Genomic DNA, 24036 nt, shown 5'->3' with positions numbered 1-24036 from the left:
CCAAACCGAATTGGGAACGAACCAGAACTGCAGGACTCGCGCGGTGTCCGCTCAGGTATCGATTCCGGGGTCTCGCCTTGATTGGTTCAGTCCGGGCACGTCACATACGTCTTGGGAGTGCGGTGCGTCTCGCGCAGTTCCCCGCCGTCTGCGTTGATGATGATGAACTCGGTTTCGGCCCAGTACTCGCCATCCATGCAGGGCATCGCCGTTGCATGCCGGAGTTGTGGGAGCACTTTCGGGGTCTCGCCATCGCCGATACTGCCGGTGTTCCTTTCGATGTACTGCACACTCCCACATCCGAATATTCCGTCGCATTCGGGCGCGTACCACAGCTCGGTGTGGGCTTCGATGAAGAGTTTGGGATCGGAGCACTTCGCCGTAGCGAGAACGCTGGCATCCCAGCCTGAACTGTGTGTCGAAACGTGAGGATGCTGCAGATTCAGCACACAGTCGTAGAACTGCTGATTGACGTCGCTGAGGACGTTCACGCCGATCGTCCCATTCTGGAAGTCCTGTGCAGCGCGGTCTCGTACCGTGTAGCCGTCACCCACCGGATATCCGTAGGAACTTTGCTCGTACCCCTGGAGTGCCCACCAGAACAGCACATCGCCCACCACGGGGTGTGCGCCGGTGGTCGGTGACCAGTAGATGACGCCGTACTGGAACGAGTTCATCCGGCCGACACCGTCGGGAAGCAGTTTCTCATCACTGGTGGGGTAACCGAGGGGGCCGTTCTCCCAGCCGGTTTCGGCCCATTTGTCGCGGATGGCCCCACCGACCGGGTGAGCACCGGTGAGCGGGCTCCAGTAGATGGTTGCGCCCTCGAAGTCCTGCAGTCGTCCCCCGTTGAGGACGATCTCGTCAGTTTTGGGGTAGCCGAGGAAGCCGCCCTCCCAGCCGTGGCTGGCCCAGGAGTGATAGAAGTGGTTGACCACCGGGTGGGCACCAGTGGCGGGAGACCAGTAGATCGGCCCGTTCTGGAAGGTGTTTCGACGCCCGTATCCGTCGGGGTTGACCAACTCGTTCGAGGTGGGCAAGAGCAGGAAGCTCAGCGGGCCGCCCAACGAGTTGTACTTGTCGAGGATGGCCCCGCACACCTCGTACGGTGCCGGCCAGAACACCTGGCAGGCCAGAGTCTTCGTGCTGGTGGTCTTCAGTTGGGTGGTTTCCAGTTCGGCTTCCATGGTCTCGGCCAGGTCGGCTTCTTCCTTGGTGTAGCCCTCGGGGATTTCCTCCCGGTCCGAACGCATCTGCCCCGGGATGATCGTGGCATTCGGGTTCTTCGTCGGCGCCCACTTGTCGAGCGGTTTCTTCGGCTCGGCCGGTACCTCGTAGGCCCGGGCCTGATCCGGTAAGGATACGGGCGGTTTCGCGGCGGAAGACTTGGCCTCCGGTGCGGTGGTGCTGGTGTCGGCGCTCACCGACGGTTCGGGATCCACCGTGGCCTTCGTTGTGGTCGGGGGAGTGGTCGTTTCCGGTGCCACCACCTCTTCGGTGGTGGTCGGTGCGACCTCCTCAGCGGGTGCTTCCGCCTCTTCCGTGGTCGTTGTCGGTGCTGCTTCAGTCGTGGTGGTCGGGGTCTCCGGCTCCATTGTCGTTTCCACCGGTGCTGCTTCCGTGGTGGTGGGTTGCGCCACGGCGACACCGCCACCGACGAGGAGTAGGGCCACCATCGAGACCACAACGCCTGCCTTAGAGGCCGAAAGGCGTTTCGGACGTGTAGGACTCGGGATTGGTACCTGTCTTGTCATTGGAACCTGTCTGACGGAGGGGATGTCGGTCAGCGACCGATACCCGCTGGATCGGACCATTCACAAAGGTCACGGAATAGCCACAAGAATATATATTTTTGGTAAAGCTGCTGAATCGTGGGCGTACTTTAGCGGAGATGTTCATGAATTCCAAACCGCCGCCATCCGTAGTCGACCGCTCGTCGAAAACTGTCGCGGTTGACAGCCCTGGGTGAGCGACTCCCCCGAAAAACGATGCCCCCGATCCGCACGAGGCGGGTCAGGGGGCATCGCACTGTCGGGCGGTGCGAACCTACAGACCGCGGTCGGTGCCACTGCCGCGGGTGGGGGCGGGCTGTGGCCGGTGCTCGCGGTTGCGGGCGGGTGTGGTGGGGGTTTGGTTGGCGAGCATGGCCTTCAGTGGGTGCGGGTGACCGGTGTCCCGGGCGGTGTCGGCGTGGAGTGTGACCTCCTGCCCGGCGGCCGCGGCCGCTGGTTCCTTCTCGAAGCGTTTGAGGGCGGCTTCGGCTGCGTGGCGGGCGGTGTCGCGGCGGTCTTCGAAGTCGCTGGTCTTGTTGCCGTCGGCGCTCCAGGCCGTCCAGTGCCATGCCCGGTCGGTCCAGTGGATGCTGGCCCCGGCTTGTCCGCTGTCGCGGTCGCCGCCGTACTGGAAGTGGGAGCCGTCCGCGGAGCGGGGTTTCCAGGGGTCGTTGGTGCGGGCTTGGGCGCGGTCGTCGGCGCCGGCGTTCCACTGCTCGGCGTAGGCGGCCATTTTGTCGGGTACGGACGCGGCGAGTGCGGCCTCGGTGGTCTTCTCCTTTTCTGCGTGGGCGCGGGTGGGGTTCAAGTCCAGTGACCACTTGGGGTAGAGGCCCTCGGAGCGGCGGCGGTCGAGGTCCTCGCCGCGGGAGGCGAGGGCTTCGGGGGAGTTCTCGCGGGCGTTGACCTCGGCTTTGAGTTCGGCGAGCGTGTAGCGGGCTCGGGCGAGTTCTTCGGTGCGGGTGAACTCGGCGTCGGGGATGGCGGCGAGTTCGTCGCGGCGGGTGCGGGCTCGTTCGAGCTGCCGGTGAGCGTCGGTTGCGTCCTGCGGGAGGACTTTGACGAGGTTGCGGACCTGTTGGATGATGCCGCGAGCGGCGGTGGCGCTCGACATCGCTTCGACGGCTTTGGTGTGGTCGATGTGGCGGTGCCCTCCGGGGGTGGCCGACAGTTGCAGCACGTCACTGATCCGCGAGTAGCGGCCGGTGATGGTGATGCCGCCGATGGTGAACATGTCGATCGGTTTGTCGCTGTTGACCTGCCGGGCATCAATGTATTTGGTTCGCAGCATGTTTTGCAGGGCTGCAACCAGGTGTTCACTGTCGTTGTCGGCGATGGTGTGCCCGTCGATGGTGATCATGCGGCGGGAGCGGTCCTCGATTCCCAGCCACGCGGTGGCCTTGGCGGCGTGGTCGTTCAGTGCCGGCAAAGCGTGGTCGAGGCGGGCGGTGGTGCGGTCGAGGCGGTCGATCGCGGCGTGGCGGGAGGCGTTGGCGTTGGCGTTGGCGATCATCGTCTGCTCGGATTCGAGGCCGTCGACGAAGACCTGCTGTTCGATGGCCTGGACGTAGACGGGATCTCCGGTGGCCGCGGCCTTGGATCAACTGACCGGGGGTGCGGACGTCGCCCCTGCCTCTGCGCCGCGCCTGAGCAATTCCGCACGGGCTCGGCTGATTCCACCGTGCTCTAGCGCCGCCAGTGGGGATTCGTCCGCCCACACGAGCTTGCCGTGGCGGCGAACCGTGACACTCATGGAGCCGCCGAGATGTTCGAGAGCGCCGGGAATGTTGCGGCGCTCCGTCGGGAGCGGGACTGGCAGCACGTGGGCTGCTCCGAGTGGGGAACGCCCCTCGATCTCGATGCTCCATGTACGGCTGCGACCCTTCAGTGACCACCGTTCGTCTGTGACGTGAGCGCGGACAGGGGAGGTGATCGGATTGCAGAGGCGAACGAGAGCACCGTCGGGTAGTACGACGACGAGGGATGTGACCTCGGTGCGGAGTCGGCCCAGTACGACCTCTCCGCCGGCGAACGCTACACAGGCCCGCCGGTCGGCGAAACCCTGGGCCTGGCCCCACCACCACGACTCGGGGAAACCGCCCTTGCCCCAGTTCTTTTCGCCGTAGACCTGCGAGCCGTCGAGGTCGATCTCGGTGTCGCCCAGGACTGCACTACCTTCCACTCTTCCTCCGAGCAACCACGGATGCCAGTACTGGTTCAATGCGGGCAGGGAATGAAAGAAGCTGGATCCGCCGAGTCTGCGCCGCGGCCACCCGACCTGTCCGGTGATCCGGACATCGAGGCGTGCGTCCGGACCGAGATTCACTCGAAGGCGGTCGTCCGATCCGTGGAATGCGTCGCCCGCGAACGCACCGAGCCCGGAACGGTCTGCGGAGCCATCAGGATGTGCGGAGGTACGCACGAAGGGAGCGGGGTGACCCGCCAGGCCGAGCGTGGACCAGTGGCCGTCCGCGGCCCGGTTGATCCCGGCCAAGGCGATCACGACCTCGCCGGTGGCGGGCTGGGTGAACCGCCAGAAATACCCTTCCATCGCGACGTCGTGTGCGGGCAGCACGTTCCCGAACGGCAGGTCGGCGCCGGTTGCCCGATATGCCCGGAGAAGTCGCGACATACGTCAATCTTCCTGCATGGAATCAGCTCGGCGCATCACAAGGGGAGTGCCGACTCCGTCAGTCCGGCGGGTGCACCGCGTCGGCGGAACCATTCCCTACCGAACGCCTCACGCAGCTGGTCCTCGGGCATGTGCAGGAATGGCCCGAAATCGCCGATCTGGGTGGCATGCGCGTGCATGGCGGCACGTTTGGCATCCATCACGCCGCTGACGTCCACAATCGTGGTGAGCTCCGATTCCGGCAGGCCGAAGGTGTCGATGTCCGGGGGTTGGGTCTGGTCGGACCACTCGGGATTCAGGGCCATCAGACGTCGGAGGTGATCGCGGCTCGGGGCTGCCTCGTACACGTGAAGGACACCGGCCAGCTCGGCCGCGCGGACTCCCACATGATGAACCTGAACGTGGTCGGGATGGCCGTAGCCGCCGTTGGGGTCGTAGATCGTGATCACGTCGGCGGCTTCCTCGACGAGAACTGCGGCGAGTCGGGAGGCCGCCTCCTCGATGTCGGCATTACAGAAAGCCGCAGGGTTGTCGTTCTCGGGTGATCCGGCCATTCCGGAGTCCGCGTAATGCAGCAGCACCACACGACCGGCGCCCAGGAGGCTTGTCGAGTTCTCGAGTTCGCGGCGGCGCCGCTCAGCGAGCGACTCTCCCTCGGACAGAATGCCTTCGGGGGCCTCGCCGAGCGCTCCGTCGGTGGCAGTCACCACGACGACGCGATGGCCTGCATCCGCGGCCTGACGCATTACGCCGCCGGTAGTGAATACTTCGTCATCGGGATGGGCGTGGAAACACACCAGGACACTCATGAGCGCAATACTCGCACGTGTCCGAAGCCGACGGAAGTGAACGGTGACTCGAGCCCGTGCCAGAAGCGGCGGTTCGTTGTGGCGGAGACCGCTACACGGGATGCCTCTATCGTGGCTTCATGGCCATTCGTGAAGCTGTCGGCATCGACGGGACCTCCTTGGTCTACTCCGTGACCGGTGCCCCCGACGCGCGCCCCCTGGTTCTTCTGCACGGTTGGGCGCAGTCCTCCAAATGTTGGGGAGCGGCTGTGCTCGACGAATTCGCGAGTCGATATCGGGTTATCGCTGTGGACCTGCGCGGGCACGGATACTCAGGCGCACCCGACACCGGATACGACGACTCCACCGTCTGGGCGGGGGACGTTGATGCGGTGCTGGAGGCGGAAGGTGTCACGTCCGGGGCAGTGCTGCTCGGTTGGTCCTACGGCGGTCTCGTGATCTGCGACTACCTGGAAGCACACGGAACCGGCGCGGTTGACGCTGTCGTCTTCGTCTCGGCGATTACCAGCAAGGGTCGCGGTGAGAAGGGCGAACAGATCGGATCGACGATGCGCGCCGCGATTCCCGATGTGATGTCCGATGATCCGCGCGCCGCGATCCGTGCTCTCGGAGATTTCGGAACCTCCCTGACAGGTCCACCGGAGGGCAAGGGCTCGCAGTTGCAGGCGCTGTTGGGTGCCAGCCTCAGCACTCCGCCACGAGTCCGGGCGGCACTGTTCCGTCGTACGGCGAGTCACGATGACCTGCTGCGGTCGCTCGATATTCCGGCGTTCGTGGTGCACGGAACAAAGGACTCGGTCGTTGACGTCGCTACGGGCATACATGCGGCCGATCTCATTCCGAATGCGCAGGTGTCCTTCTGGGACGGATGTGAACATGGGCCTTTCGTCGAGGACCCAGAACGGTTCGTCAAGGAAGTCGGCCAATTCGTCGACGACCTCGAATAGAGGCGCTCTCAGACGAGGGGGCAGTATGGAGTAGTGACACCCATGCACAACGCGCCTCCCCGCAGGGTGGCAGTCCTCTCCGTCCACACCTCCCCACTGGCGCAACCGGGTACCGGCGATGCGGGTGGCATGAACGTCTACGTGCTGCAGTCCGCTATACAGATGGCGCGACGTGGCCTCGAAGTGGAGATCTTCACCCGGGCCACTTCTTCTGCCGATGCCCCTGTCCAGGAAGCGGCACCGGGAGTGCTCGTCCGCAATGTCGTGGCCGGTCCGTTCGAGGGGTTGAACAAAGAGGATCTGCCCACCCAGTTGTGTTCGTTCGCGGCCGGGGTGCTCCGCGAGGAGGCCCGGCACGAACCCGGCTACTACGACCTGGTGCATTCGCACTACTGGTTGTCGGGGCAGGTGGGATGGTTGGCCCGCGATCGCTGGGGTGTGCCGTTGGTGCACACCCCGCACACTCTCGCCGCGGTCAAGAATGCGTCGTTGGCCGCGGGGGATATCCCCGAACCGGCCGCGCGTCAGATCGGTGAGCAACAGGTGGTGGCGGAATCGGACCTAATCGTGGCCAATACCAGGGAGGAATCCGATCAACTGGTTCGGCACTACGGCGCCGACCCGAATCGCATCGACGTCGTGGCGCCCGGCGCCGACCTCACCCTGTATCGGCCGGGTGACCGAGTGAGCGCCAGGGCGAACCTCGGCCTCGACCCTCGCGAGACCGTCGTGACCTTTGTGGGGCGTATTCAACCGCTCAAGGCCCCTGACGTGCTGCTCCGCGCGGCTGCCGAACTGATCGCCCGCGATCCCGAATCCACCTTGAGAGTGCTCGTAGTCGGGGGGCCGTCCGGTTCAGGGCTTGCCCGACCCGACGGGTTGATCCAACTCGTGTCTTCGCTGGGCATCGCGGCGCGCGTCACATTCCTCCCCCCGCAGGCGCCCGACCGGCTCGCCGATGTGTACCGAGCATCGGATCTTGTTGCCGTACCAAGCTATTCGGAGTCCTTTGGGCTGGTGGCCATCGAGGCGCAGGCATGTGGGACACCGGTGATCGCGGCGAACGTCGGCGGTCTCGGGGTCGCGGTGCGAAACAGTGAGACAGGGCTACTGGTCGACGGGCATGGCACCGAGGACTGGGCTACCGCGTTGCAGTCGTTGATCTCCAACCCCCGACGTCTCGCCGCACTGGCTGCGGAGGCGCCGCGCCACGCAGAGAACTTCTCGTGGGACCACACCGCCGACGGACTCCTCGCGAGCTATCGGAGGGCAACTGCCAACTACAACTACAACTACGGCTACAACGTCGGCAACGGCCAGGGTGAGTTCTCGCCGCGCCGCGTACGCGGGTCGCGGAAGTTGCGCCGGGTCGGAGGGGTGCGCGCATGAAAGACCTTGGTGGAGTGATCGAATCCGCACTGACCGAACGTGAGCTGGACTTCACGAGGAAAGACTCGACGCATTTCGTGGTCGAATTGCCGGGTGAGCGCAAACTCAAGACGACGACGCTGCTGACCGTCGGTAAGCACGGTCTGCGCGTCGAGGCGTTCGTCTGCCGAAAGCCGGACGAGAACTTCGAGGGCGTGTACAGGTACCTGCTGCGTCGAAATCGAAGGCTGTACTCGGTCGCGTACACGATCGACAAGATCGGCGACATCTACCTCGTTGGGCTGATCGCCGAGCCTGCAGTGACCGCCGACGAATTGGACCGGGTGCTCGGGCAGGTACTCGAGGCTGCCGACGGCGATTTCAACACCATCCTCGAACTCGGATTCGCGGACTCCATCAAACGGGAGTGGGCGTGGCGAGTCTCGCGCGGAGAGTCGCTGGCGAACCTGAAACCGTTCGAGCACCTGATCGAAGAGTCGCAGGAATAGGTCTCGACCCTCTCGTGTGGTCGGCGAATCTACCACGGGTAGAGTGACGGCCGAACCTGTGACTGTAGTCACAGTTCCGGTGTGCGGATCGGCGCGCATTGAAACGTGCACCGACCAATTGTTGCTGCAACGCTTCGAGGGAGAGGCCCCAATGAGCTTCAAGAGCCCGTTTCCGGACGTCGAGATTCCGAGCCGCAGTGTTTTCGATTTCCTCTTCGGCCAGATAGACGAGGCCGATCTCGACAGGCCCGCGCTGATCGAAGGGGCGTCCGGCGCGGTGACCACCTACCGGTCCCTCGTCGCCCAGATCAACGGTGTGGCCGGCGCGCTCGCCGCCCGTGGCCTGGCGGTGGGTGACGTGGTGGGCCTGCATTCGCCGAATGTCCCCGCATTCGCTGCCGTGTTTCACGGCATACTCCGCGCAGGCGGCGTCGCTACCACGATCAACGCGCTGTACACGGCAGAAGACATCGCCAAGCAACTCACCGACTCGAAAGCCAAGTTCCTCTTCACCATTTCCCCGTTGTTGCCGCAGGCCAAGGAGGCCGCGGCGAAGGCGGGGATTCCGGACGCCAACCTGATCGTCCTCGACGGCGCCGAAGGGCACCCTTCGCTCGAGGACTTGCTTGCCCAGGCGGCGCCGCCACCGGCCGTGTCGTTCGATCCGGCCACTCAACTCGCAGTATTGCCGTACTCCTCCGGTACCACGGGTCGTCCGAAGGGTGTGATGCTCACACACCGCAACCTGGTGGCCAACGTGTGCCAGATCAACCCTCGGATGGGTATCGAGGCCGACGACAGGCTCCTTGCGGTCCTGCCGTTCTTCCATATCTACGGGATGACGGTGCTCCTCAACGCCGCTCTGTTCAACCGGGCCAGCCTGGTGACGATGCCGAAGTTCGACCTCGCGGAGTTCTTGCGGGTCGTCTCCGACGAGAAGTGCACCTACGTGTTCATCGCTCCGCCCGTCGCTGTGGCATTGGCCAAGCACCCGCTCGTCGACGAGTACGACCTGTCGTCGGTGCACTCGATCTTCTCGGGCGCAGCTCCTCTCGATCAGGAACTCGGCAAGGCGGTTGCGAACCGGCTCGGCTGCCGTGTTCGGCAGGGGTACGGAATGTCCGAGATGAGTCCTGTCAGCCACGCCATCCCGTTCGATCGCGACGACATCGCCCTCGACTCGGTCGGCCCCACGATCGCGAATATGGAGTGCAAGCTCATCGACCCGGCCACCGGGGAAGAGATCGCGCTTCCGGCCGAGGGCGTCAGCGAGCCCGGTGAACTGTGGTGCAAGGGCCCCAACATCATGCTCGGATACCTGGGCAACGAAGAAGCCACAGCGGAAACGCTCAGCGCCGACGGCTATCTGCATACCGGTGACATCGCCACCGTCGATTCCGAAGGAATCGTCACCATCGTCGACCGCATGAAGGAACTCATCAAGTACAAGGGCTACCAGGTTCCGCCGGCCGAACTCGAGGCCCTTCTGCTGACCCACCCGCAGATTGCAGACGCGGCAGTCATCGGTGTTCTCGACGACGAGGGTGAGGAGGTCCCGAAGGCGTTCGTCGTCAGACAGCACGATGCCGATCTCGACGAGGCAGCGATCATCGAGTTCGTCGCCGAGCGGGTATCTCCGCACAAGAAGGTCCGGAGGGTGAAGTTCATCGACGTCGTGCCGAAGTCTGCTGCGGGCAAGATTCTGCGCAAAGACCTCCGGGCGAGCGAAGCGACGGGAAATTGACCCGGGCGAGCGAAGCGACGGGAAATTGACCCGGGCGAGCGAAGTGAGTCGCTGACGGCGGGACTCAGGGCGCCAGGGTTTCGGGATTCGTGCCAGGATGAACGGCATGAGTACCGGAACCCTTGTGCTGCTCCGCCACGGTGAGAGCGAATGGAATGCACTCAACTTGTTCACCGGCTGGGTGGACGTTCACCTGACCGATAAGGGCATCGCAGAGGGCAAGCGAGCCGGCGAATTGCTGGTCGAGCACGATGTTCTCCCCGATGTGCTCTATACATCGCTGCTGCGCCGCGCCATCAGCACCGCGAACATCGCGCTCGACGTCGCGGATCGCCACTGGATTCCGGTGGTTCGCGATTGGCGCCTCAACGAGCGGCATTACGGCGCCCTGCAGGGACGGAACAAGGCGCAGGTCAAGGACAAGTACGGTGACGACCAGTTCATGCTGTGGCGGCGCAGTTACGATACGCCGCCGCCGCCGATCGAGGTCGGCAGTGAATACAGTCAGGATGCGGATCCCCGATACGAGCACCTCGATGAAGTTCCGCTCACGGAGTGCCTGCTCGATGTCGTCAAGCGTCTGATCCCGTATTGGGAGGACACGATCTCGGCCGACCTGTTGGCAGGTAAGACGGTGCTGATCACCGCGCACGGCAATTCTCTGCGTGCGCTGGTCAAGCATCTCGACCGAATCTCAGACGACGATATCGCGGGGCTGAACATCCCGACGGGCATTCCATTGAGATACGACTTGGACGAGAACCTGCAGCCCCTGAACCCGGGCGGGACCTACCTCGACCCGGCTGCAGCTGCGGCCGGTGCAGCCGCTGTGGCCAACCAGGGCGGCAGGTAACTCGCGGACATGGCCGGAGTTCGTACCGCGTCGACCTCCGGCCTGTAGCAGGTTCGAGCGCGGTCTGTGCTGGACGAAGAAACGGACCCTGCGTAGCCGCTCCGCGGCGGATACGTACGATTCAGACGTGAGTGTTACGCAGGCCGTCCTGCTAGCCATCATGGGCGGCTTCGTCGGATACGTGGCCGGTGGAGTGCTGGTGCCCATGCTGGGCGCCAGTAGGGCACGACGAGCCCAGAACGGCTCCGGACTCACCGTGTCGCAGGTGCTCGATCTGATCGTTCGGACATCGGCGAGCGGCATCGCTGTTGTCGACAAGTTTCATGATGTCGTTCTGTTCAACGCTCGTGCCGAAGAATTGGGCCTGGTGCGGGGTCGTCTCCTCGACGACCGTGCGTGGGTGGCTGTGCAGAGGGTTTACGAGACCGGTGAGCAGGTCGAGCTTGATTTGAGCGCGAAGAACCCGCAACGCGGGCGCGACCGAATCGCGGTGCGTTGCACTGCCCGAATCCTGAGCCAGGAAGACCGCCGCTTCGTTGTCCTGTTCGCCGACGACGACTCCGAGCAGGTTCGGATGGAGGCGACGCGGCGTGACTTCGTCGCCAACGTCAGTCACGAACTGAAGACCCCGGTGAGCGCGATGGGTTTGCTGGCCGAGGCGCTTCTGGAATCTGCCGACGACCCCGAATCGGTCCGGCACTTCGGAGAGCGTGTGCTCAGCGAATCAGTGCGCCTCGGAAAGATGGTCACAGAGCTGATCGCGCTGTCCCGGCTGCAAGGCGCAGAGAAGCTACCCGATCTCGAGGTCGTCTCGGTCGACGAGATCGTCGACGAGGCGCTGGTGCGCTGCAAGATTTCAGCGGAAGCGGCCGGTGTCGCCATCATCACGGACCAGGGTGGCGGTTCGGAAGTACTCGGCGACCGTGCGCTCCTGGTCACGGCGCTGTCTAATCTGGTTCAGAACGCCATCGCTTACTCGACGAATGGAGCGCCCGTGTCGGTCAGCCGGTCGATTCGGGGGGACAATGTGGCCATCTCGGTCACTGACCGCGGCGAGGGCATAGCAAAGGCAGATCAGGAGCGAGTGTTCGAACGGTTCTTCCGCGTCGACAAGGCACGGGCGCGGGCGACCGGCGGAACCGGGCTCGGCCTGTCGATCGTCAAGCACGTGGCAGCCAACCACAATGGCTCGATCGACCTGTGGAGCAGGCCTGGTACCGGTTCGACGTTCACACTCCAGATTCCTGTATACAACAAGACCGAGAGTACGAACGGCAAGGGTGCCGATGCCCTCGCCGATGCCATAGACGTCGGGACGAGAGAAACCGATTTGGAGGCCAAGCGATGACGCGTGTGTTGATCGTGGAAGACGAGGAGTCACTGGCCGATCCGTTGGCATTCCTGTTGGGCAAGGAAGGGTTTGAAACGGTGATCGTAGGAGACGGCCCCTCCGCCCTCGCCGAATTCGATCGCGCGGGCGCGGACATCGTCCTCCTCGACCTCATGCTGCCGGGTATGAGCGGCACGGATGTGTGTAAACAGCTCCGCAGCCGGTCTGGCGTCCCAGTCATCATGGTGACGGCGCGAGACAGTGAGATCGACAAGGTCGTCGGGCTCGAACTCGGTGCCGACGACTACGTGACCAAGCCCTACTCGGCGCGCGAGCTGATTGCCCGCATTCGTGCCGTGTTGCGGCGCGGCGCCGACAGCGAACTCGATGCCGGACACGACTCTGCGGTCCTCGAGGCCGGACCTGTTCGGATGGACGTCGAGCGGCACGTGGTCCGGGTGAACGGAGAGACCGTCACCATGCCACTCAAGGAGTTCGAACTTCTCGAGTATCTGTTGCGCAATTCCGGACGCGTCCTCACCCGTGGGCAGTTGATCGACCGTGTATGGGGTGCCGACTATGTCGGCGACACCAAGACGCTCGACGTACACGTCAAGCGCCTGCGTTCGAAAATCGAGGACGACTCCGCAAAGCCGGAACGGCTGATAACGGTTCGCGGACTCGGGTACAAACTGGAGGCGTGATCGTCACCGATCCCCGGCGTCGCCGGATCGGGTGACGATCCGGCGACGCTAGCGCGCGGCGCCGCCTCGATCTTGCGCGATGGTCGTGGCGGGATGGATGGCAATCAACCCGAGCCCTGCGCGCCGCTTGCACAGTTTCGCCAGTTCGCGGAACGCCGCTTTCCCGAGCATTTCGGTCAGCTCGGGGGCGTAGGACTGCCAGACGGCCTTAGCACCTACGTGGGCGTCGGGGGAGCCGGAGCAATACCAATCAAGGTCTTCGCCGCCCTCGCCCCACCCGCGTCGGTCGTATTCGGTGATGGTGGTCTTGAGAATCTGCTCTCCGTCAGGACGCTCGACCCACTCCTGGGTACGACGGATCGGAAGCTGCCAGCACACATCGGGCTTGACCTCGAGTGGTTCGATTCCGCGTCGCAGAGCCATCGAATGAAGTGCACAGCCGACGCCGCCCTCGAAGCCGCGGCGGTTCTGGAAGATACAGGCACCCTTGTAGCGACGGGTACGAAGAGCGGGTTCGTCCTCGAGGTCGTCCTCTTCCAGGTAGCCCTTCTTGCCGAGGCCCTTCTTCATGAACTGCCAATCGGCTTCTGTGAGTAGTTTCACTGATGCGTTCAACTTCGCGAGGTCCTCTTCATCGGAGAGAAACGCACCGTGCGAGCAGCACCCGTCATCGGGCCGGTCACCGAGGATCCCTTGACAGGCGGGGGTGCCAAATACGCAGGTCCAATGGGAGAGCAGCCAGGTCATGTCGGCAACGATGATGTGCTCGGCGTTGTCGGGGTCGGGGAACTCGACCCACTCGCGAGCAAAGTCGAGCGGCACTTCCGGCTGAGGCGTCATCTTGTGCGGGCGCCCTCCATTACCTGCTGTCACAAGGACCGACGGTAGACCCAGTACCGTGTCACTGTGCGACTAGGGGTGCTCGACGTAGGAAGCAATACCGTCCATCTGCTTGTTGTGGACGCCCACAGGGGCGGCCACCCGACACCCATGAGTTCGACCAAGTCGGCTCTGCGACTCGCCGAGAACACAGACAGCCGCGGCCGCATCACATCCCAGGGCGCAAATCGCTTGGTGTCGACAGTAGCGGAGTTCGCTGGCATCGCGAAGACATCGGGGTGCGGTGAGCTGATGGCTTTCGCCACCTCTGCCGTGCGTGACGCCAGCAACTCCGATGATGTCCTCGACAGGGTTCATGCGGAAACAGGGGTGACGCTCGAGGTCCTTTCGGGTACCGACGAGGCCAGACTGACGTTCCTCGCTGTACGCCGCTGGTTCGGGTGGAGCGCCGGTCGCATCCTGAATCTCGACATCGGGGGCGGCTCGCTCGAACTCTCGACCGGTGGCGACGAGGACCCGGACGTTGCGCTGTCGCTGCAATTGGGGGCTGGACGGCTCACCAGGGACTGGCTCGAGGCCGACCCGCCGGGCAAACGTCGGGTGGCAGTCCTCAGAGACTGGCTCGATGCCGAACTGGTCGCTCCGGCCAAGGAATTGCGTGCTGCGGGTGAGTGGGATCGTGCCGTCGGCACATCCAAGACTTTCCGCTCTCTAGCCCGGCTCACAGGCGCTGCACCCTCCGGTGCAGGCCCACGTGTGAGACGGATCCTCACCTCGAGCGGCCTCAGGCAACTAATAGCATTCATTTCACGGATGACGGCGTCTGACCGTGCAGAATTAGAAGGGGTGAGCTCTGACCGATCGCAGCAGATCGTGGCCGGAGCCCTCATCGCGGAGGCCAGCATGAGAGCGTTGGGCGTGGAGGAACTCGAAATCTGTCCGTGGGCTCTGCGTGAGGGGTTAATCCTCCGCAAGCTCGATACGGAAATGGGCGGTGAATTGATGGTGAATATTCAATGACCGAGGACAGTCAGCAGATTTCTGTGTCAGAACTGCTCAAACGCAACGGGCAACAGGTCGAGTCCAGCGGAGGACGCCGTCGCCGTGGAGCCAAGGGTGGAATCTCGGTTGCAGAACTGACCGGTGAGATCCCAACCGTCCGGAGCAGATCCGAGGCTCGGGCACGCAACTCCGAAGAGGCGTCCGACCGTGGTCCGGTATTCGCCCGAGAACAGGCCCCGGACCGTGAACCGGCGCAACCTGAACCGGCGCAGGAAGCCGAACTGGTCCCAGAACCCGCACCGGCACCGGTGTCCGAGGGCATCGCCGCTCTTTCAGGGCGGTTCGATGCCGATGTCGATCTGGCCGATGACGATGTGGCCGATGCCGATGCGCGCCGGACGGGTCGACCCTCCAGCCGCGTCAATGGAACGGTCTCCAGCAGTACCTCGCGCGACTACCAAGGATCCTGGGTCAGTCGAACTCTGCAGCAGGATCTCCTGAAGACCGGGATCGTAGTACCCGCCACGGAATCCGACTCGGCTGTTCCAGTGGCGGAAGAGCCTGAACATGCGTCGGGTGGTACCGATTTCTTGGCAGAGCCGAGCTTCGAGGCTCCCGATGTCGCAGAGCCGAGCTTCGAGGCTCCCGATGTCGCAGAGCCGAGCTTCGAGGCTCCCGATGTTGCAGAGCCGAGCTTCGAGGCTTCCGATGCTGCGACCCAGGGGTCCGAGGCTCCCGATGCCCCGAAGCCGAGGCCCGAATCTTCTGCGGCATCGATCCCAGAACCCCAACTGCTGTCTGGATCGACACTGGCAGGCGACCTGATGCGCCAGTTCCAGGATTCTGGGGAGAACGTCGGCGAGGAAACGGAAATCATCGAGGCTGCTGCCGGCGGCACACGGACAGAGCCGCGTGAGGGAGAGACCGAAGACTCGGAGGCTCCTAAGCGGTCCCGCAAAGAGGCGAAGGCCAAGGCGAAAGAAAAGAAATTCAGCTGGAAGGACGGTGTCGGCGAGGACTCCGCCCGTGAGTGGCTCGTCCTCCTCGGGCAAGGTGTCGTGGCCGTGATTGCCGGAGCCCTGCTCTTCAAGGGTTTCGAGAAGTTGTGGGATCTGCTTCCCTGGGTCGCGTTGATTCTTGCGCTGCTCGTCATCGTGGGACTCGTTGCGATGGTCCGGGTCGTACGTCGCACCGACGACATCACAAGTTTCGTGATCGCGGTCGTGGTCGGGATGATCGTCACCCTCGGGCCGCTCGCCCTCATGCTTGCGTCAGGCTGAGCCGGCCATGCTCGAAGACAGTGAGTACGGGCAGGCGGGGCGGCCACCGCGCGAGCGGAAGATCCTGGTCGGATTGTCGACCGCGTCTGTATATCCCGAGAACACCGAGGCAGCGTTCCGGTATGCCGCCGACCTGGGGTATGACGGCGTCGAACTGATGGTGTGGGCAGAGTCGATCAGCCAGGACATCGGCGCTGTGACCGCGCTCATGCGCAAGTACGCGGTCCCGGTTCAGGCGGTTCACGCGCCGTGCCTGTTGATCTCGCAGAGAGTGTGGGGCGCCGATCCGGCCGCGAAACTGGAGCGCTCCGTGCGCGCCGCAGAAGCCCTCGGTGCGGTGAGTGTCGTGGTTCATCCACCGTTTCGGTGGCAGCGCCGCTACGCGGACGGATTCGCCGATCAGGTTGCCGATCTGGAACGGCGCGGCGACGTGATCGTGGCGGTGGAGAACATGTTCCCCATGCGTGCCGACGGCTTCTTCGGCGGCAAGGAGCGCTCGGCGGAGAGGCTTCGCCGCCGAGGAGGGCCAGGTGCGGCAGTGTCTGCGTTCAGCCCCTCCTATGACCCGACCGATTCGGATCACGCCCATTACACCCTCGACCTCTCGCACACCGCGACCGCCGGAACGGACGCAATGAAGCTTGCCCGGCGAATGGGCGCGGGATTGGCACATCTGCACCTCGCGGACGGCAGGGGCGCATCGACGGACGAACACTTGATACCCGGTCACGGCACCCAACCGTGTGCGGAAGTGTGCCATCATCTCGTCGACACCGGATTCGCCGGGCAGGCTGTGATCGAGATCAACACCCAGAATGCGCGAACCCGCCGGGAACGCTCGTCCATGCTGGCCCAGTCGTTGGCTTTCGCCCGCGAACACCTCGAGCCGGGGCGGGCGACCTCGCGATCAGATGGCGGATATCCCGGCAGCGGCCACCGCGACTCCTGAGATCAACAGTCCAATTACCAGCGTGGCTGCGCCGATCCACAGCGACACAGCCATCCGGTTCGGCTGTTTCGGGTCTTTCCCCAGGACGGAAAGGAAGAAGCCGGCAGGGATGAAGATAGCGGCGGACAGGACACCGATCGTCCCCGCGAGAGCCCACGCTGAGTGAACACCCGCGGCATCGGTGAGCAGCGCGACGACGAGCCCGAGCGTCACCAGCACTCCCGCGTGAGCGTGGCCGGCACGGAAGTAAGTCTTCTGTAGCTCGTTTGCTCCCTGAACACCCGAAACCACGCGGAGCATGAAGGTGCCACCAAATGCGATTCCGATAACGGTGAGCAACGTCATGCCTGTGATAGCAGCGAGTACGGCGTTCATGTAGGGAGCCTCCTGGGGTATGCTCATCGAGCAGTTGGATAGTAGCGGTATCCAATATATTGGATATCGCTACTATCCAATGTCAAGTCGTGTCGAGAAGGGAATGGTGTGCGCGTATCGGAGCTGGTTGCACGATCGGGTATCCCTCTGCCCACGGTGAAGTACTACCTGAGGGAAGGGCTTCTCATGCCGGGGGAATCCACCAGTGCTACCCAGGCGAGGTACAGCGAGGAGCATGTGCGCAGACTCGGCCTCGTCAAGGCACTCGCCGGTGCAGGTCTGCCACTCCCTCGGATCCGCGAGGTGCTGCGTCTGATCGACAACCCAGGAGACTCGCTTTTCGAGGCTCTCGGACAGGCCATCGGCCAGCTGCCGCCGTACCTCGACTCTGCCGATCCGGCAATCGAGGGTGAGCCGTTCCCGCGGGCGCGGGCGGCCATCGAGAAGCTCGGGCAGGTGTACGACCCGCGACACGTGGCGGTGCGGCAGTTCGACCGGGCCCTCGAGGCGCTCGAGGAGGCGGGGGTTCCGATGACGGACGAACGCCTCGAGGCGTACGGAAAGCTGGTACGAGGGATCGCCGAGATCGAGATCGGCCAGATGCCGACGGACTCGAGCGCCGATGCGATCCGCTATGCCGTGCTCGGAACGGCCATCTACGAGCCGGTGATCGCAGCGATGCGCCGGCTCGCACACCAAGACATTGCACAGAAGCGTCTACAAAATTCAGAAGAACAGGATCAGCCGTGACTCCAACTCCTTTCCACGATCTCAACGTCCTCACCCCCGCGGGGCAAGGGGCCTACGGTGCATCGATCGATCCGGTATGGACGATCGGCAACAAGGTGCACGGCGGTTCGATGATGTCGCTGTGCGCAGCTGCGGCACGTAGGAGACTTGTCGACGAGGCCAGCCATGGCGACCTCTCCGGCATACAGCCGCTGGCGGTGGGAGCCAACTATCTTTCGGCCCCTGACCCTGGAGAGATCACACTGTCGACGGCTGTGCGCAAGCAGGGGAAACAGGTCTCGTTGGTTGATGTGGAACTGAAGCAGGGTGACCGTGTGGCTGTGCGTGCCTCGGTAACCCTCGGCGTCCCTGATGCGGGGGAACCGCTCTACAACGGGGACCACCCGCTCGCCAAGCTTCCGGTGGAACCACCCGCCGACGCGGTGTCGGTCACCCCCGATCATCCGATGGGGCAGGTCATGCATGTGGCGAAAGGGTGCGACCTGCGCGTTGACGGAACCTCCGCGCACTTTCTGACCGGCAACAAGGGCGAACCGGAGGTCCGCATGTGGGTCCGCCCTCGTGCCGGCGATGAGAGCGATCCCGACATCGCAGCTCTCTTCGCAATCATGGCCGGTGACATCAGCTCGCCGGTGACGATGAACAGGGGCTTGTTCGGCTGGGCGCCCACGGTTCAGCTGACAACCTATCTGCGTAGGCAGCCGGCACCTGGTTGGCTGCGGGTGATGGCCAACAGCACGGTGCTCGGTGGTTCGTGGTTCGAGGAGGACCACACCATCCTCGACTCGACCGGGGCGATTGTCGTGCAGAGCCGGCAGTTGGCGATGATCCCCCGCTAGTAATATGCGCATGTACGTCGTGGCAGGCTGTTGGTCATGACGAGAATTGCGGTAGTCGGAGGCGGCAAGATCGGTGAGGCCCTCGTTTCGGGCCTTCTGCAGGCGGGTCACGCCGTCAGGGATCTCGTGGTCGCCGAGACGCATTCGCCACGGGCCGAAGAGTTGGCAGACGCATACTCGGTACGGGTCACCACCACCGCCGATGCCGTCGAAGGCGCTGATGTCATCGTTATCGCCGTCAAACCGGATGACGTTGAAGAGGCGCTCGCCGAGGTGTCAACGGTGGATCTCGACGGGGAACGCGAGCAGTTGCTCGTATCGCTCGCTGCTGGCGTTCCCACCGCCTACTACGAGGTGAGGCTGCCTGCGGGGTTCCCCGTGGTACGGGTCATGCCCAACACTCCCATGTTGGTCGGCGAAGGTGTCAGCGCCCTGGCCGCAGGGCGGCATGTGAAGAAGGAGCACCTCGAGCTGGTCAACGGCGTGCTGTCGTCGGTGGGCAAGGTCGTAGTCGTCCCCGAATCGCAGATCGACACGGTCACTGCTGTCTCGGGGTCCGGTCCGGCCTACTTTTTCCTGGTCGCCGAGGCCATGATCGATGCGGGTGTCGCCTGCGGGCTCACCCGGGCGACCGCTTCAGAACTGGTAGTCCAAACGATGGTCGGTGCAGCGGCGATGCTCGACCAGTCGGGGGAGAGCGCCACAGAGCTCCGGGCTGCTGTGACGTCCCCGGGTGGCACTACCGCCGCTGCTATCCGCCAGTTCGAGAAAAATGGTCTTCGAACGGCCTTTTTCGACGCCATCGAATCCGCGAAGCTTCGTTCTGCCGACCTGGGTGCGAAATCCGAATGAATATTCGAATCCCCACACCCGTCGCACTAACACCATCCGTCCCGCTAAGCTCGAATGCAGCACGTGCGTGTCTGTTCCGCCGGGGGGAAGCCGGCGGCGCGACACGTGCCGGAGGTATTGGTTGATGATGACTGAAAAGAAGCCGTCCAAGGGCTCAGACCCTGACGGGCAACCGGCCCTGGCCGGAACGCAATTTCTCACCGTCGCCGAGGTAGCGGCATTGATGAGAGTGTCCAAGATGACTGTGTATCGGTTGGTGCACAGCGGCGAGTTGCCCGCCGTCCGTGTGGGTCGTTCGTTCAGAGTGCATGCGAAAGCTGTGCACGACTACCTCGAGACCTCGTATTTCGATGCCGGTTGACCGATCGGCGCGAAGAGGGTGACCTCGGTTTCTGCCAGGCGACCCGCACCGGTACGATTAGCGACTGTCGTACCAGCCAGCTGGTGTCGTAAGGCGCTGAGCTAGTTAAGTCGAGGCCCAGGCGCCAGAGAGGCGCAGGCGTACGTAACCGGCGTGCGCAGGAACGCTAGAGAAGAACGTGAGGGACACCCGCCATGGGTTCAGTGATCAAGAAGCGACGCAAGCGCATGTCGAAGAAGAAGCACCGCAAGCTGCTTCGGCGCACCCGAGTGCAACGCAGGAAACTCGGCAAGTAAGCCGTCGCATCCGAATGCCCGCCATCTGACAGATGGCGGGCATTCGTCGTCCCGGACGAATTGCTCGAACAGCTCGAAGCGCCCAATTCCCACCGAGATGAGCGCTATCTCCCCGTTCCCCGTATGGTTGAGCTCACTCACTACAAGATCGGGGGTTCTGGTGGTTGTGAGTGGCGAAGACTGCTCTGCGCAGGCGACGGTGCCTCGCGTCGTGCTGGTCACAGGGGCGAGCAGGTTTCTGGGAGGGTACCTGGTGACGAGGCTGGCCCAGAATCCGGATATCGAGCGCGTCATCGCGGTCGACACTGTATCGCCGAGCAAGGACATGCTGCGTCGCATGGGTCGTGCCGAATTCGTGCGTGCCGATATTCGGAACCCTTTGATCGGCAAGGTTATTCGCAACGCCGAGGTCGACACAGTCGTGCACGTCTCGACCCTGGCACGACCACCGAAATCGGGCAGTCGAGCTGCGATGAAAGACGAAAACGTTATCGGCGCAATGCAGCTGTTCGCGGTTTGCCAGAAGGCTCCGACAGTCAAGAAGGTCGTATTGCGTTCGGCCTCCGTGGTCTACGGTGGCAGCGCCAAAGACCCGGTCAAGTTCACGGAAGAGATGAGCGCCCGACAGCGTCCGGCGGGTGCCTACGCGCGAGACTGCATCGAGATCGAGGGCTATCTTCGCGGCATGGGACGCAGGCGACACGACATCGCCGTGTCGATTCTGCGCCTCGCCCCATTGGTCGGACCTCGCCTCAACGCAACCGTCGCGCAGTTTCTGACAGCGCCGGTGGTTCCAACGATCCTCGGCCGCGACGCTCGACTACAGGTGCTGCACGAGGAAGACGCCCTTGCCTCGTTGGAAAAGGCGACCGTGTCGGGTCCGGCGGGGACATTCAACATCGCCGGGGACGGTGTCGTCATGCTGTCGCAGGCCATACGCCGCGCTGGACGCGTCCAGGTACCGATGCCGTTCGCATTGTTCCGAAGTGTGGGGCGCGCAGTCATGGGGCCGGTGATGCGCTCGTTCACCGACGAACAACTGGACTACTTCCACTTCGGTTGCGGGCTCGACACCACTCGCATGAGAACCGAACTATCCTTCGAACCAAGGTGGACCTCGGTACAGGCCCTTGACGATTTCGCTCGTGCAACGGGGGTCGAGGCGATCATCAAGAAGGAATGGGTGGACGCGACCGAGGATGCACTACTCACTCTGACCGGTACGGCGAAAGGGGAGAGGTGAACGAAGTGGCGAAGGTCATTCCGATACGCGGAGTGGCAGGCGCACGCGGGGCTGGAGCCAGACGTACGGAGAGTGAGCAGGGCGAGAGTCGGCATCCTTCCGGGATGCCCAGATCCGCCTCGGTCACCTCTCCCGAGTTTGCCGCGGAATCCTCGTCGACGGCCGCCGTCCGGAATGCTATGGCCGAGCAGATCATCCATGCCGCTGAGTTCCTTCGGCGCCGTCTGTCGGGCGACTATCACGTCGACGACTTCGGGTACGACCCGCACTTCACCGAGAACGTGTGGCTCCCCTTGCTCAGGCCGCTGTTCGACAAATGGTTCCGCGTGGAGGTCAGCGGACTGGAGAACATTCCGATGACGGGGGGCGCACTGGTGGTCGCGAATCATGCCGGTGTCTTTCCCATCGACGGATTGATGACCTCCGTCGCCGTGCATGATCATCACCCGGCGCATCGACCGCTGCGAATGCTGGTGGCCGACATGGCGTTCGAGATGCCGGTGGTCGGAGATATCGTTCGCAAAGCGGGGCACACGCTCGCCTGCAACCCGGATGCGGTTCGACTTCTGAGCGAGGGCGAGGCTGTGGCTGTGTTTCCGGAAGGGTTCAAGGGAATCGGTAAACCGTTCAGCGAGCGGTACAAACTGCAGAGGTTCGGCCGCGGTGGCTTCGTGTCGGCAGCCATGCGGACCGGGGCACCGATCATTCCGTGCTCGATCGTCGGTTCCGAGGAGATATATCCAAAGATCGGCGAACTCGGGACGCTGGCCCGGCTCCTGAACCTGCCGTACTTCCCGGTGACCCCGCTGTTTCCGCACTTCGGACTACTCGGTCTCGTCCCGATGCCGTCGAAGTGGTACATCGAGTTCGGCGAGCCGATCGTCACCGACTCCTACGATGCGTCGGCCGCAGACGATCCGATGGAACTGTTCGAGGTCACCGACCACGTCCGAGAGACCATTCAGCAAACGCTGTATCGGCTTCTGGCCAAACGCCGGAACGCGTTCCTCGGCTGATCCACTTTCCGGGAATCGAGCGGCGTGCTCAGGCCACGTGCTCGCGGCGGCGCGCGACGACCGCCGCGAGTGCCCCGCCGGCAGCACCGAGGAGCAGTGCCGTCGGGACGCCGATCTTCGCGGCCTTGCGCCCCGTCCTGAAGTCGCGGATCTCCCAACCCCGATTCTTCGCAAGTTCACGGAGATCAGTGTCCGGGTTGATGGCGACGGCGGTGCCGACCAGCGAGAGCATGGGCACGTCGTTGTGGCTGTCGGAATACGCCGTGCAGCGTCTGAGATCCAGCCCTTCGCGCACGGCCAAAGCGCGCACGGCATGAGCCTTACCGAGGCCGTGGAGAATGTCGCCGACCAGGCGACCGGTGAATCGGCCGTTCTCGCTCTCGGCCACCGTGCCGAGTGCGCCCGTCAGACCGAGTCGCTGCGCGATGACCTGCGCCAGTTCCACGGGGGTCGCCGTGACGAGCCACACCTGCTGTCCGGCGTCGAGATGCATCTGGGCCAGTGCGCGGGTACCTGGCCAGATCTTGTCGGCGACCACTTCGTCGTATATCTCTTCACCGAGTCGGGCGAGTTCGGCGGTCGAGCGCCCTGCGACGAAGGAGAGGGCCTTTTCGCGGCCGGAGGCGACGTCTTCGCTGTTCTCCTTGCCGGTCACCCGGAACTTGACCTGTTTCCACGCGAAGTCCATCAGATCCGACGTCTTGAGGTAGTTGCGAGCCACGAGCCCGCGGGCGAAGTGGATGATCGAGGCGCCCTGCACCATCGTGTTGTCCACGTCGAAGAACGCTGCTGCGGTCAGGTCCAGCGGGATGTCAGGCTCTTCGACTTCGGTGTCGGTACCGGACGACACATGGGCGAGGGCCGCATCCGCGCTCGCCTCGCCTGCGACATTTGCGCGTACCTCGGCCTCGCTGGGGCCCAGCGGATTCCTGAACTGACGTCGGCCGGGGAGAATGATCCCAGCCAGACCCGAGCCGAATCCGGTGCCGTTCGGTAGTGATCGCGCAGGCACTCGTACCTCCCGTGTCGCAAGAAAGCTTGTGTGGAGAAGCCTATCCCGCGTAATGGACACTGGGCGGCCCGATGGAGGCCCGCGGCGTAAGTGTGTGACGTTCATCTCCGAGCCGACTGGCGTCGGGCTGCCCTCGAGCGGCACAGTGGCTCTACTCGAAGCACCGAAAGGAAGTGGAGCGAATGAACGACGTCGAACATAAGGTGACGCTTCTCACGCGGGCGGGATGCGGCGCGTGCGAGCCGGCCCGTGAGCGGCTGCTGGTTCTCTGCGAAGAGTTCGGGCTGGAACTGACGTGCATAGACGTGGATCAGGCGGCGGACGAGGATCCGGAATTGCGTGCCGAATTCGGCGACCGATTGCCCGTGATTCTGCTCGACGGACGTGAGCACAGTTACTGGGAGGTGGACGAAGAGCGTCTTCGGGCGGACTTGCGCAAGTAAGTCGACCCTAAGAGGGGCATCCTGTGATGCTGCGCAGGTAGAACCGCATGTGGCGCAGTCGTCAGCGACTTTGTGCAGGCGTTCACAAGCAGTTACCGTGGTGTCAACAA

At 63.8% G+C, this 24036-nt stretch carries 25 protein-coding genes; 18 read left to right on the top strand and 7 right to left on the bottom strand.

The features are described 5' to 3' along the window. Positions 1-86 precede the first annotated feature (86 nt). From BFN03_RS12785 to BFN03_RS12770, 4 genes are all read right to left on the bottom strand, one after another. Positions 87-1676 (bottom strand): LGFP repeat-containing protein, encoded by a 1590-nt coding sequence (locus tag BFN03_RS12785; protein WP_232320533.1) that lies wholly within the window; start codon positions 1674-1676, stop codon positions 87-89. A gap of 370 nt (positions 1677-2046) precedes the next feature. Then, positions 2047-3285 (bottom strand): hypothetical protein, encoded by a 1239-nt coding sequence (locus BFN03_RS12780; RefSeq protein ID WP_070379308.1) that lies wholly within the window; start codon positions 3283-3285, stop codon positions 2047-2049. 87 nt (positions 3286-3372) lie between these two features. After that, positions 3373-4404 (bottom strand): tocopherol cyclase family protein, encoded by a 1032-nt coding sequence (locus tag BFN03_RS12775; protein WP_070379307.1) that lies wholly within the window; start codon positions 4402-4404, stop codon positions 3373-3375. 35 nt (positions 4405-4439) lie between these two features. Next, positions 4440-5213 carry a PIG-L family deacetylase gene (locus BFN03_RS12770; protein WP_070379306.1) on the bottom strand — a complete coding sequence of 258 codons (774 nt, stop codon included), beginning with the start codon at positions 5211-5213 and terminating at the stop codon, positions 4440-4442. A 119-nt stretch (positions 5214-5332) separates the two neighbouring features. On the opposite strand from BFN03_RS12770, the gene BFN03_RS12765 reads away from it, so the two are divergent. The 7 genes from BFN03_RS12765 (at position 5333) to BFN03_RS12735 (ending at position 12668) form a co-directional block, all read left to right on the top strand. Beyond that, entirely contained in the window at positions 5333-6160 is an 828-nt protein-coding gene (locus BFN03_RS12765; RefSeq protein ID WP_070379305.1) for an alpha/beta fold hydrolase, read from the top strand. Between the two features lie 42 nt (positions 6161-6202). Further along, positions 6203-7549 carry a D-inositol-3-phosphate glycosyltransferase gene (gene mshA, locus BFN03_RS12760; RefSeq protein WP_070379304.1) on the top strand — a complete coding sequence of 449 codons (1347 nt, stop codon included), beginning with the start codon at positions 6203-6205 and terminating at the stop codon, positions 7547-7549. Further along, entirely contained in the window at positions 7546-8037 is a 492-nt protein-coding gene (locus BFN03_RS12755) for a YbjN domain-containing protein (protein ID WP_070379303.1), read from the top strand. The genes mshA and BFN03_RS12755 overlap by 4 nt, the downstream gene beginning before the upstream one ends. 151 nt (positions 8038-8188) lie before the next feature. Next, a complete protein-coding gene (locus BFN03_RS12750) occupies positions 8189-9781 on the top strand; it encodes an AMP-binding protein (protein WP_070380891.1) in 1593 nt (530 codons plus the stop codon). Between the two features lie 97 nt (positions 9782-9878). Beyond that, a complete protein-coding gene (locus BFN03_RS12745; RefSeq protein WP_198163265.1) occupies positions 9879-10634 on the top strand; it encodes a phosphoglyceromutase in 756 nt (251 codons plus the stop codon). Positions 10635-10761: 127 nt separating this feature from the next. Then, positions 10762-11982, top strand: coding sequence for a sensor histidine kinase (locus tag BFN03_RS12740; RefSeq protein ID WP_070379302.1), 1221 nt, complete (start codon positions 10762-10764; stop codon positions 11980-11982). Beyond that, positions 11979-12668, top strand: a complete 690-nt coding sequence (locus tag BFN03_RS12735) for a response regulator transcription factor (protein WP_070379301.1) — start codon at positions 11979-11981, stop codon at positions 12666-12668. The genes BFN03_RS12740 and BFN03_RS12735 overlap by 4 nt, the downstream gene beginning before the upstream one ends. Positions 12669-12716: 48 nt before the next feature. On the opposite strand, the gene BFN03_RS12730 is transcribed toward BFN03_RS12735, so the two are convergent. After that, on the bottom strand, positions 12717-13508 hold the full coding sequence (locus BFN03_RS12730) for a hypothetical protein (protein ID WP_070379300.1): 792 nt from the start codon (positions 13506-13508) through the stop codon (positions 12717-12719). A gap of 66 nt (positions 13509-13574) precedes the next feature. Here BFN03_RS12730 and BFN03_RS12725 point away from each other — a divergent pair, with 66 nt between their 5' ends. The 3 genes from BFN03_RS12725 to BFN03_RS12715 are packed head-to-tail and all read left to right on the top strand — an operon-like array spanning position 13575 to position 16739. Further along, positions 13575-14528, top strand: coding sequence for a Ppx/GppA phosphatase family protein (locus tag BFN03_RS12725; protein WP_070379299.1), 954 nt, complete (start codon positions 13575-13577; stop codon positions 14526-14528). Beyond that, positions 14525-15790, top strand: a complete 1266-nt coding sequence (locus BFN03_RS12720; RefSeq protein ID WP_070379298.1) for a hypothetical protein — start codon at positions 14525-14527, stop codon at positions 15788-15790. The genes BFN03_RS12725 and BFN03_RS12720 overlap by 4 nt, the downstream gene beginning before the upstream one ends. 7 nt (positions 15791-15797) lie before the next feature. Then, positions 15798-16739 (top strand): sugar phosphate isomerase/epimerase family protein, encoded by a 942-nt coding sequence (locus BFN03_RS12715; RefSeq protein WP_070379297.1) that lies wholly within the window; start codon positions 15798-15800, stop codon positions 16737-16739. Here the strand turns inward: BFN03_RS12715 and BFN03_RS12710 are convergent. Next, complete coding sequence (locus tag BFN03_RS12710; RefSeq protein WP_070379296.1) at positions 16698-17114, bottom strand: hypothetical protein; 417 nt, start codon at positions 17112-17114, stop codon at positions 16698-16700. The genes BFN03_RS12715 and BFN03_RS12710 overlap by 42 nt on opposite strands. 108 nt (positions 17115-17222) lie before the next feature. Between BFN03_RS12710 and BFN03_RS12705 the strand changes: the two genes are divergently transcribed. The 7 genes from BFN03_RS12705 (at position 17223) to BFN03_RS12675 (ending at position 22471) form a co-directional block, all read left to right on the top strand. Then, positions 17223-17864, top strand: coding sequence for a MerR family transcriptional regulator (locus tag BFN03_RS12705; protein WP_070379295.1), 642 nt, complete (start codon positions 17223-17225; stop codon positions 17862-17864). Beyond that, a complete protein-coding gene (locus BFN03_RS12700; protein WP_070379294.1) occupies positions 17861-18703 on the top strand; it encodes a thioesterase family protein in 843 nt (280 codons plus the stop codon). The genes BFN03_RS12705 and BFN03_RS12700 overlap by 4 nt, the downstream gene beginning before the upstream one ends. Positions 18704-18739: 36 nt before the next feature. Continuing rightward, positions 18740-19555: a pyrroline-5-carboxylate reductase gene (gene proC / locus BFN03_RS12695; protein ID WP_070379293.1), complete on the top strand. Its 816-nt coding sequence runs from the start codon at positions 18740-18742 to the stop codon at positions 19553-19555. A 124-nt stretch (positions 19556-19679) separates the two neighbouring features. Continuing rightward, entirely contained in the window at positions 19680-19916 is a 237-nt protein-coding gene (locus BFN03_RS12690) for a helix-turn-helix domain-containing protein (RefSeq protein WP_070379292.1), read from the top strand. A gap of 194 nt (positions 19917-20110) precedes the next feature. Next, complete coding sequence (locus BFN03_RS20225; protein WP_003402602.1) at positions 20111-20212, top strand: 30S ribosomal protein bS22; 102 nt, start codon at positions 20111-20113, stop codon at positions 20210-20212. A gap of 199 nt (positions 20213-20411) precedes the next feature. Continuing rightward, positions 20412-21455, top strand: a complete 1044-nt coding sequence (locus BFN03_RS12680) for an NAD-dependent epimerase/dehydratase family protein (RefSeq protein WP_084385776.1) — start codon at positions 20412-20414, stop codon at positions 21453-21455. Further along, the gene (locus BFN03_RS12675) at positions 21452-22471 is read left to right on the top strand and encodes a lysophospholipid acyltransferase family protein (protein WP_070379290.1); all 1020 of its coding nucleotides are present in this window, start codon (positions 21452-21454) and stop codon (positions 22469-22471) included. Before BFN03_RS12680 ends, BFN03_RS12675 begins: the two co-directional genes overlap by 4 nt. A gap of 28 nt (positions 22472-22499) precedes the next feature. On the opposite strand, the gene BFN03_RS12670 is transcribed toward BFN03_RS12675, so the two are convergent. Continuing rightward, on the bottom strand, positions 22500-23483 hold the full coding sequence (locus BFN03_RS12670; protein WP_070379289.1) for an HAD family hydrolase: 984 nt from the start codon (positions 23481-23483) through the stop codon (positions 22500-22502). A 182-nt stretch (positions 23484-23665) separates the two neighbouring features. Here BFN03_RS12670 and BFN03_RS12665 point away from each other — a divergent pair, with 182 nt between their 5' ends. Then, complete coding sequence (locus tag BFN03_RS12665) at positions 23666-23926, top strand: glutaredoxin family protein (RefSeq protein WP_070379288.1); 261 nt, start codon at positions 23666-23668, stop codon at positions 23924-23926. Positions 23927-24036: the final 110 nt, after the last annotated feature.

This window comes from Rhodococcus sp. WMMA185, assembly GCF_001767395.1.
Classification (GTDB): domain Bacteria; phylum Actinomycetota; class Actinomycetes; order Mycobacteriales; family Mycobacteriaceae; genus Rhodococcus_F.
Note: the sequence above shows the minus strand (reverse complement) of the source record. Positions and strands in the feature narration are given on the sequence as shown.

Excerpts from the sequence above, each read along its gene's own strand:
- BFN03_RS12785 (WP_232320533.1), bottom strand. The coding sequence starts at position 1,676 with ATGGTGGCCCTACTCCTCGTCGGTGGCGGTGTCGCCGTGGCGCAACCC.
- BFN03_RS12780 (WP_070379308.1), bottom strand. The coding sequence starts at position 3,285 with ATGATCGCCAACGCCAACGCCAACGCCTCCCGCCACGCCGCGATCGAC.
- BFN03_RS12775 (WP_070379307.1), bottom strand. The coding sequence starts at position 4,404 with ATGTCGCGACTTCTCCGGGCATATCGGGCAACCGGCGCCGACCTGCCG.
- BFN03_RS12770 (WP_070379306.1), bottom strand. The coding sequence starts at position 5,213 with ATGAGTGTCCTGGTGTGTTTCCACGCCCATCCCGATGACGAAGTATTC.
- BFN03_RS12765 (WP_070379305.1), top strand. The coding sequence starts at position 5,333 with ATGGCCATTCGTGAAGCTGTCGGCATCGACGGGACCTCCTTGGTCTAC.
- mshA (WP_070379304.1), top strand. The coding sequence starts at position 6,203 with ATGCACAACGCGCCTCCCCGCAGGGTGGCAGTCCTCTCCGTCCACACC.
- BFN03_RS12755 (WP_070379303.1), top strand. The coding sequence starts at position 7,546 with ATGAAAGACCTTGGTGGAGTGATCGAATCCGCACTGACCGAACGTGAG.
- BFN03_RS12750 (WP_070380891.1), top strand. The coding sequence starts at position 8,189 with ATGAGCTTCAAGAGCCCGTTTCCGGACGTCGAGATTCCGAGCCGCAGT.
- BFN03_RS12745 (WP_198163265.1), top strand. The coding sequence starts at position 9,879 with ATGAACGGCATGAGTACCGGAACCCTTGTGCTGCTCCGCCACGGTGAG.
- BFN03_RS12735 (WP_070379301.1), top strand. The coding sequence starts at position 11,979 with ATGACGCGTGTGTTGATCGTGGAAGACGAGGAGTCACTGGCCGATCCG.
- BFN03_RS12730 (WP_070379300.1), bottom strand. The coding sequence starts at position 13,508 with ATGACGCCTCAGCCGGAAGTGCCGCTCGACTTTGCTCGCGAGTGGGTC.
- BFN03_RS12720 (WP_070379298.1), top strand. The coding sequence starts at position 14,525 with ATGACCGAGGACAGTCAGCAGATTTCTGTGTCAGAACTGCTCAAACGC.
- BFN03_RS12715 (WP_070379297.1), top strand. The coding sequence starts at position 15,798 with ATGCTCGAAGACAGTGAGTACGGGCAGGCGGGGCGGCCACCGCGCGAG.
- BFN03_RS12710 (WP_070379296.1), bottom strand. The coding sequence starts at position 17,114 with ATGAACGCCGTACTCGCTGCTATCACAGGCATGACGTTGCTCACCGTT.
- proC (WP_070379293.1), top strand. The coding sequence starts at position 18,740 with ATGACGAGAATTGCGGTAGTCGGAGGCGGCAAGATCGGTGAGGCCCTC.
- BFN03_RS12690 (WP_070379292.1), top strand. The coding sequence starts at position 19,680 with ATGATGACTGAAAAGAAGCCGTCCAAGGGCTCAGACCCTGACGGGCAA.
- BFN03_RS20225 (WP_003402602.1), top strand. The coding sequence starts at position 20,111 with ATGGGTTCAGTGATCAAGAAGCGACGCAAGCGCATGTCGAAGAAGAAG.
- BFN03_RS12665 (WP_070379288.1), top strand. The coding sequence starts at position 23,666 with ATGAACGACGTCGAACATAAGGTGACGCTTCTCACGCGGGCGGGATGC.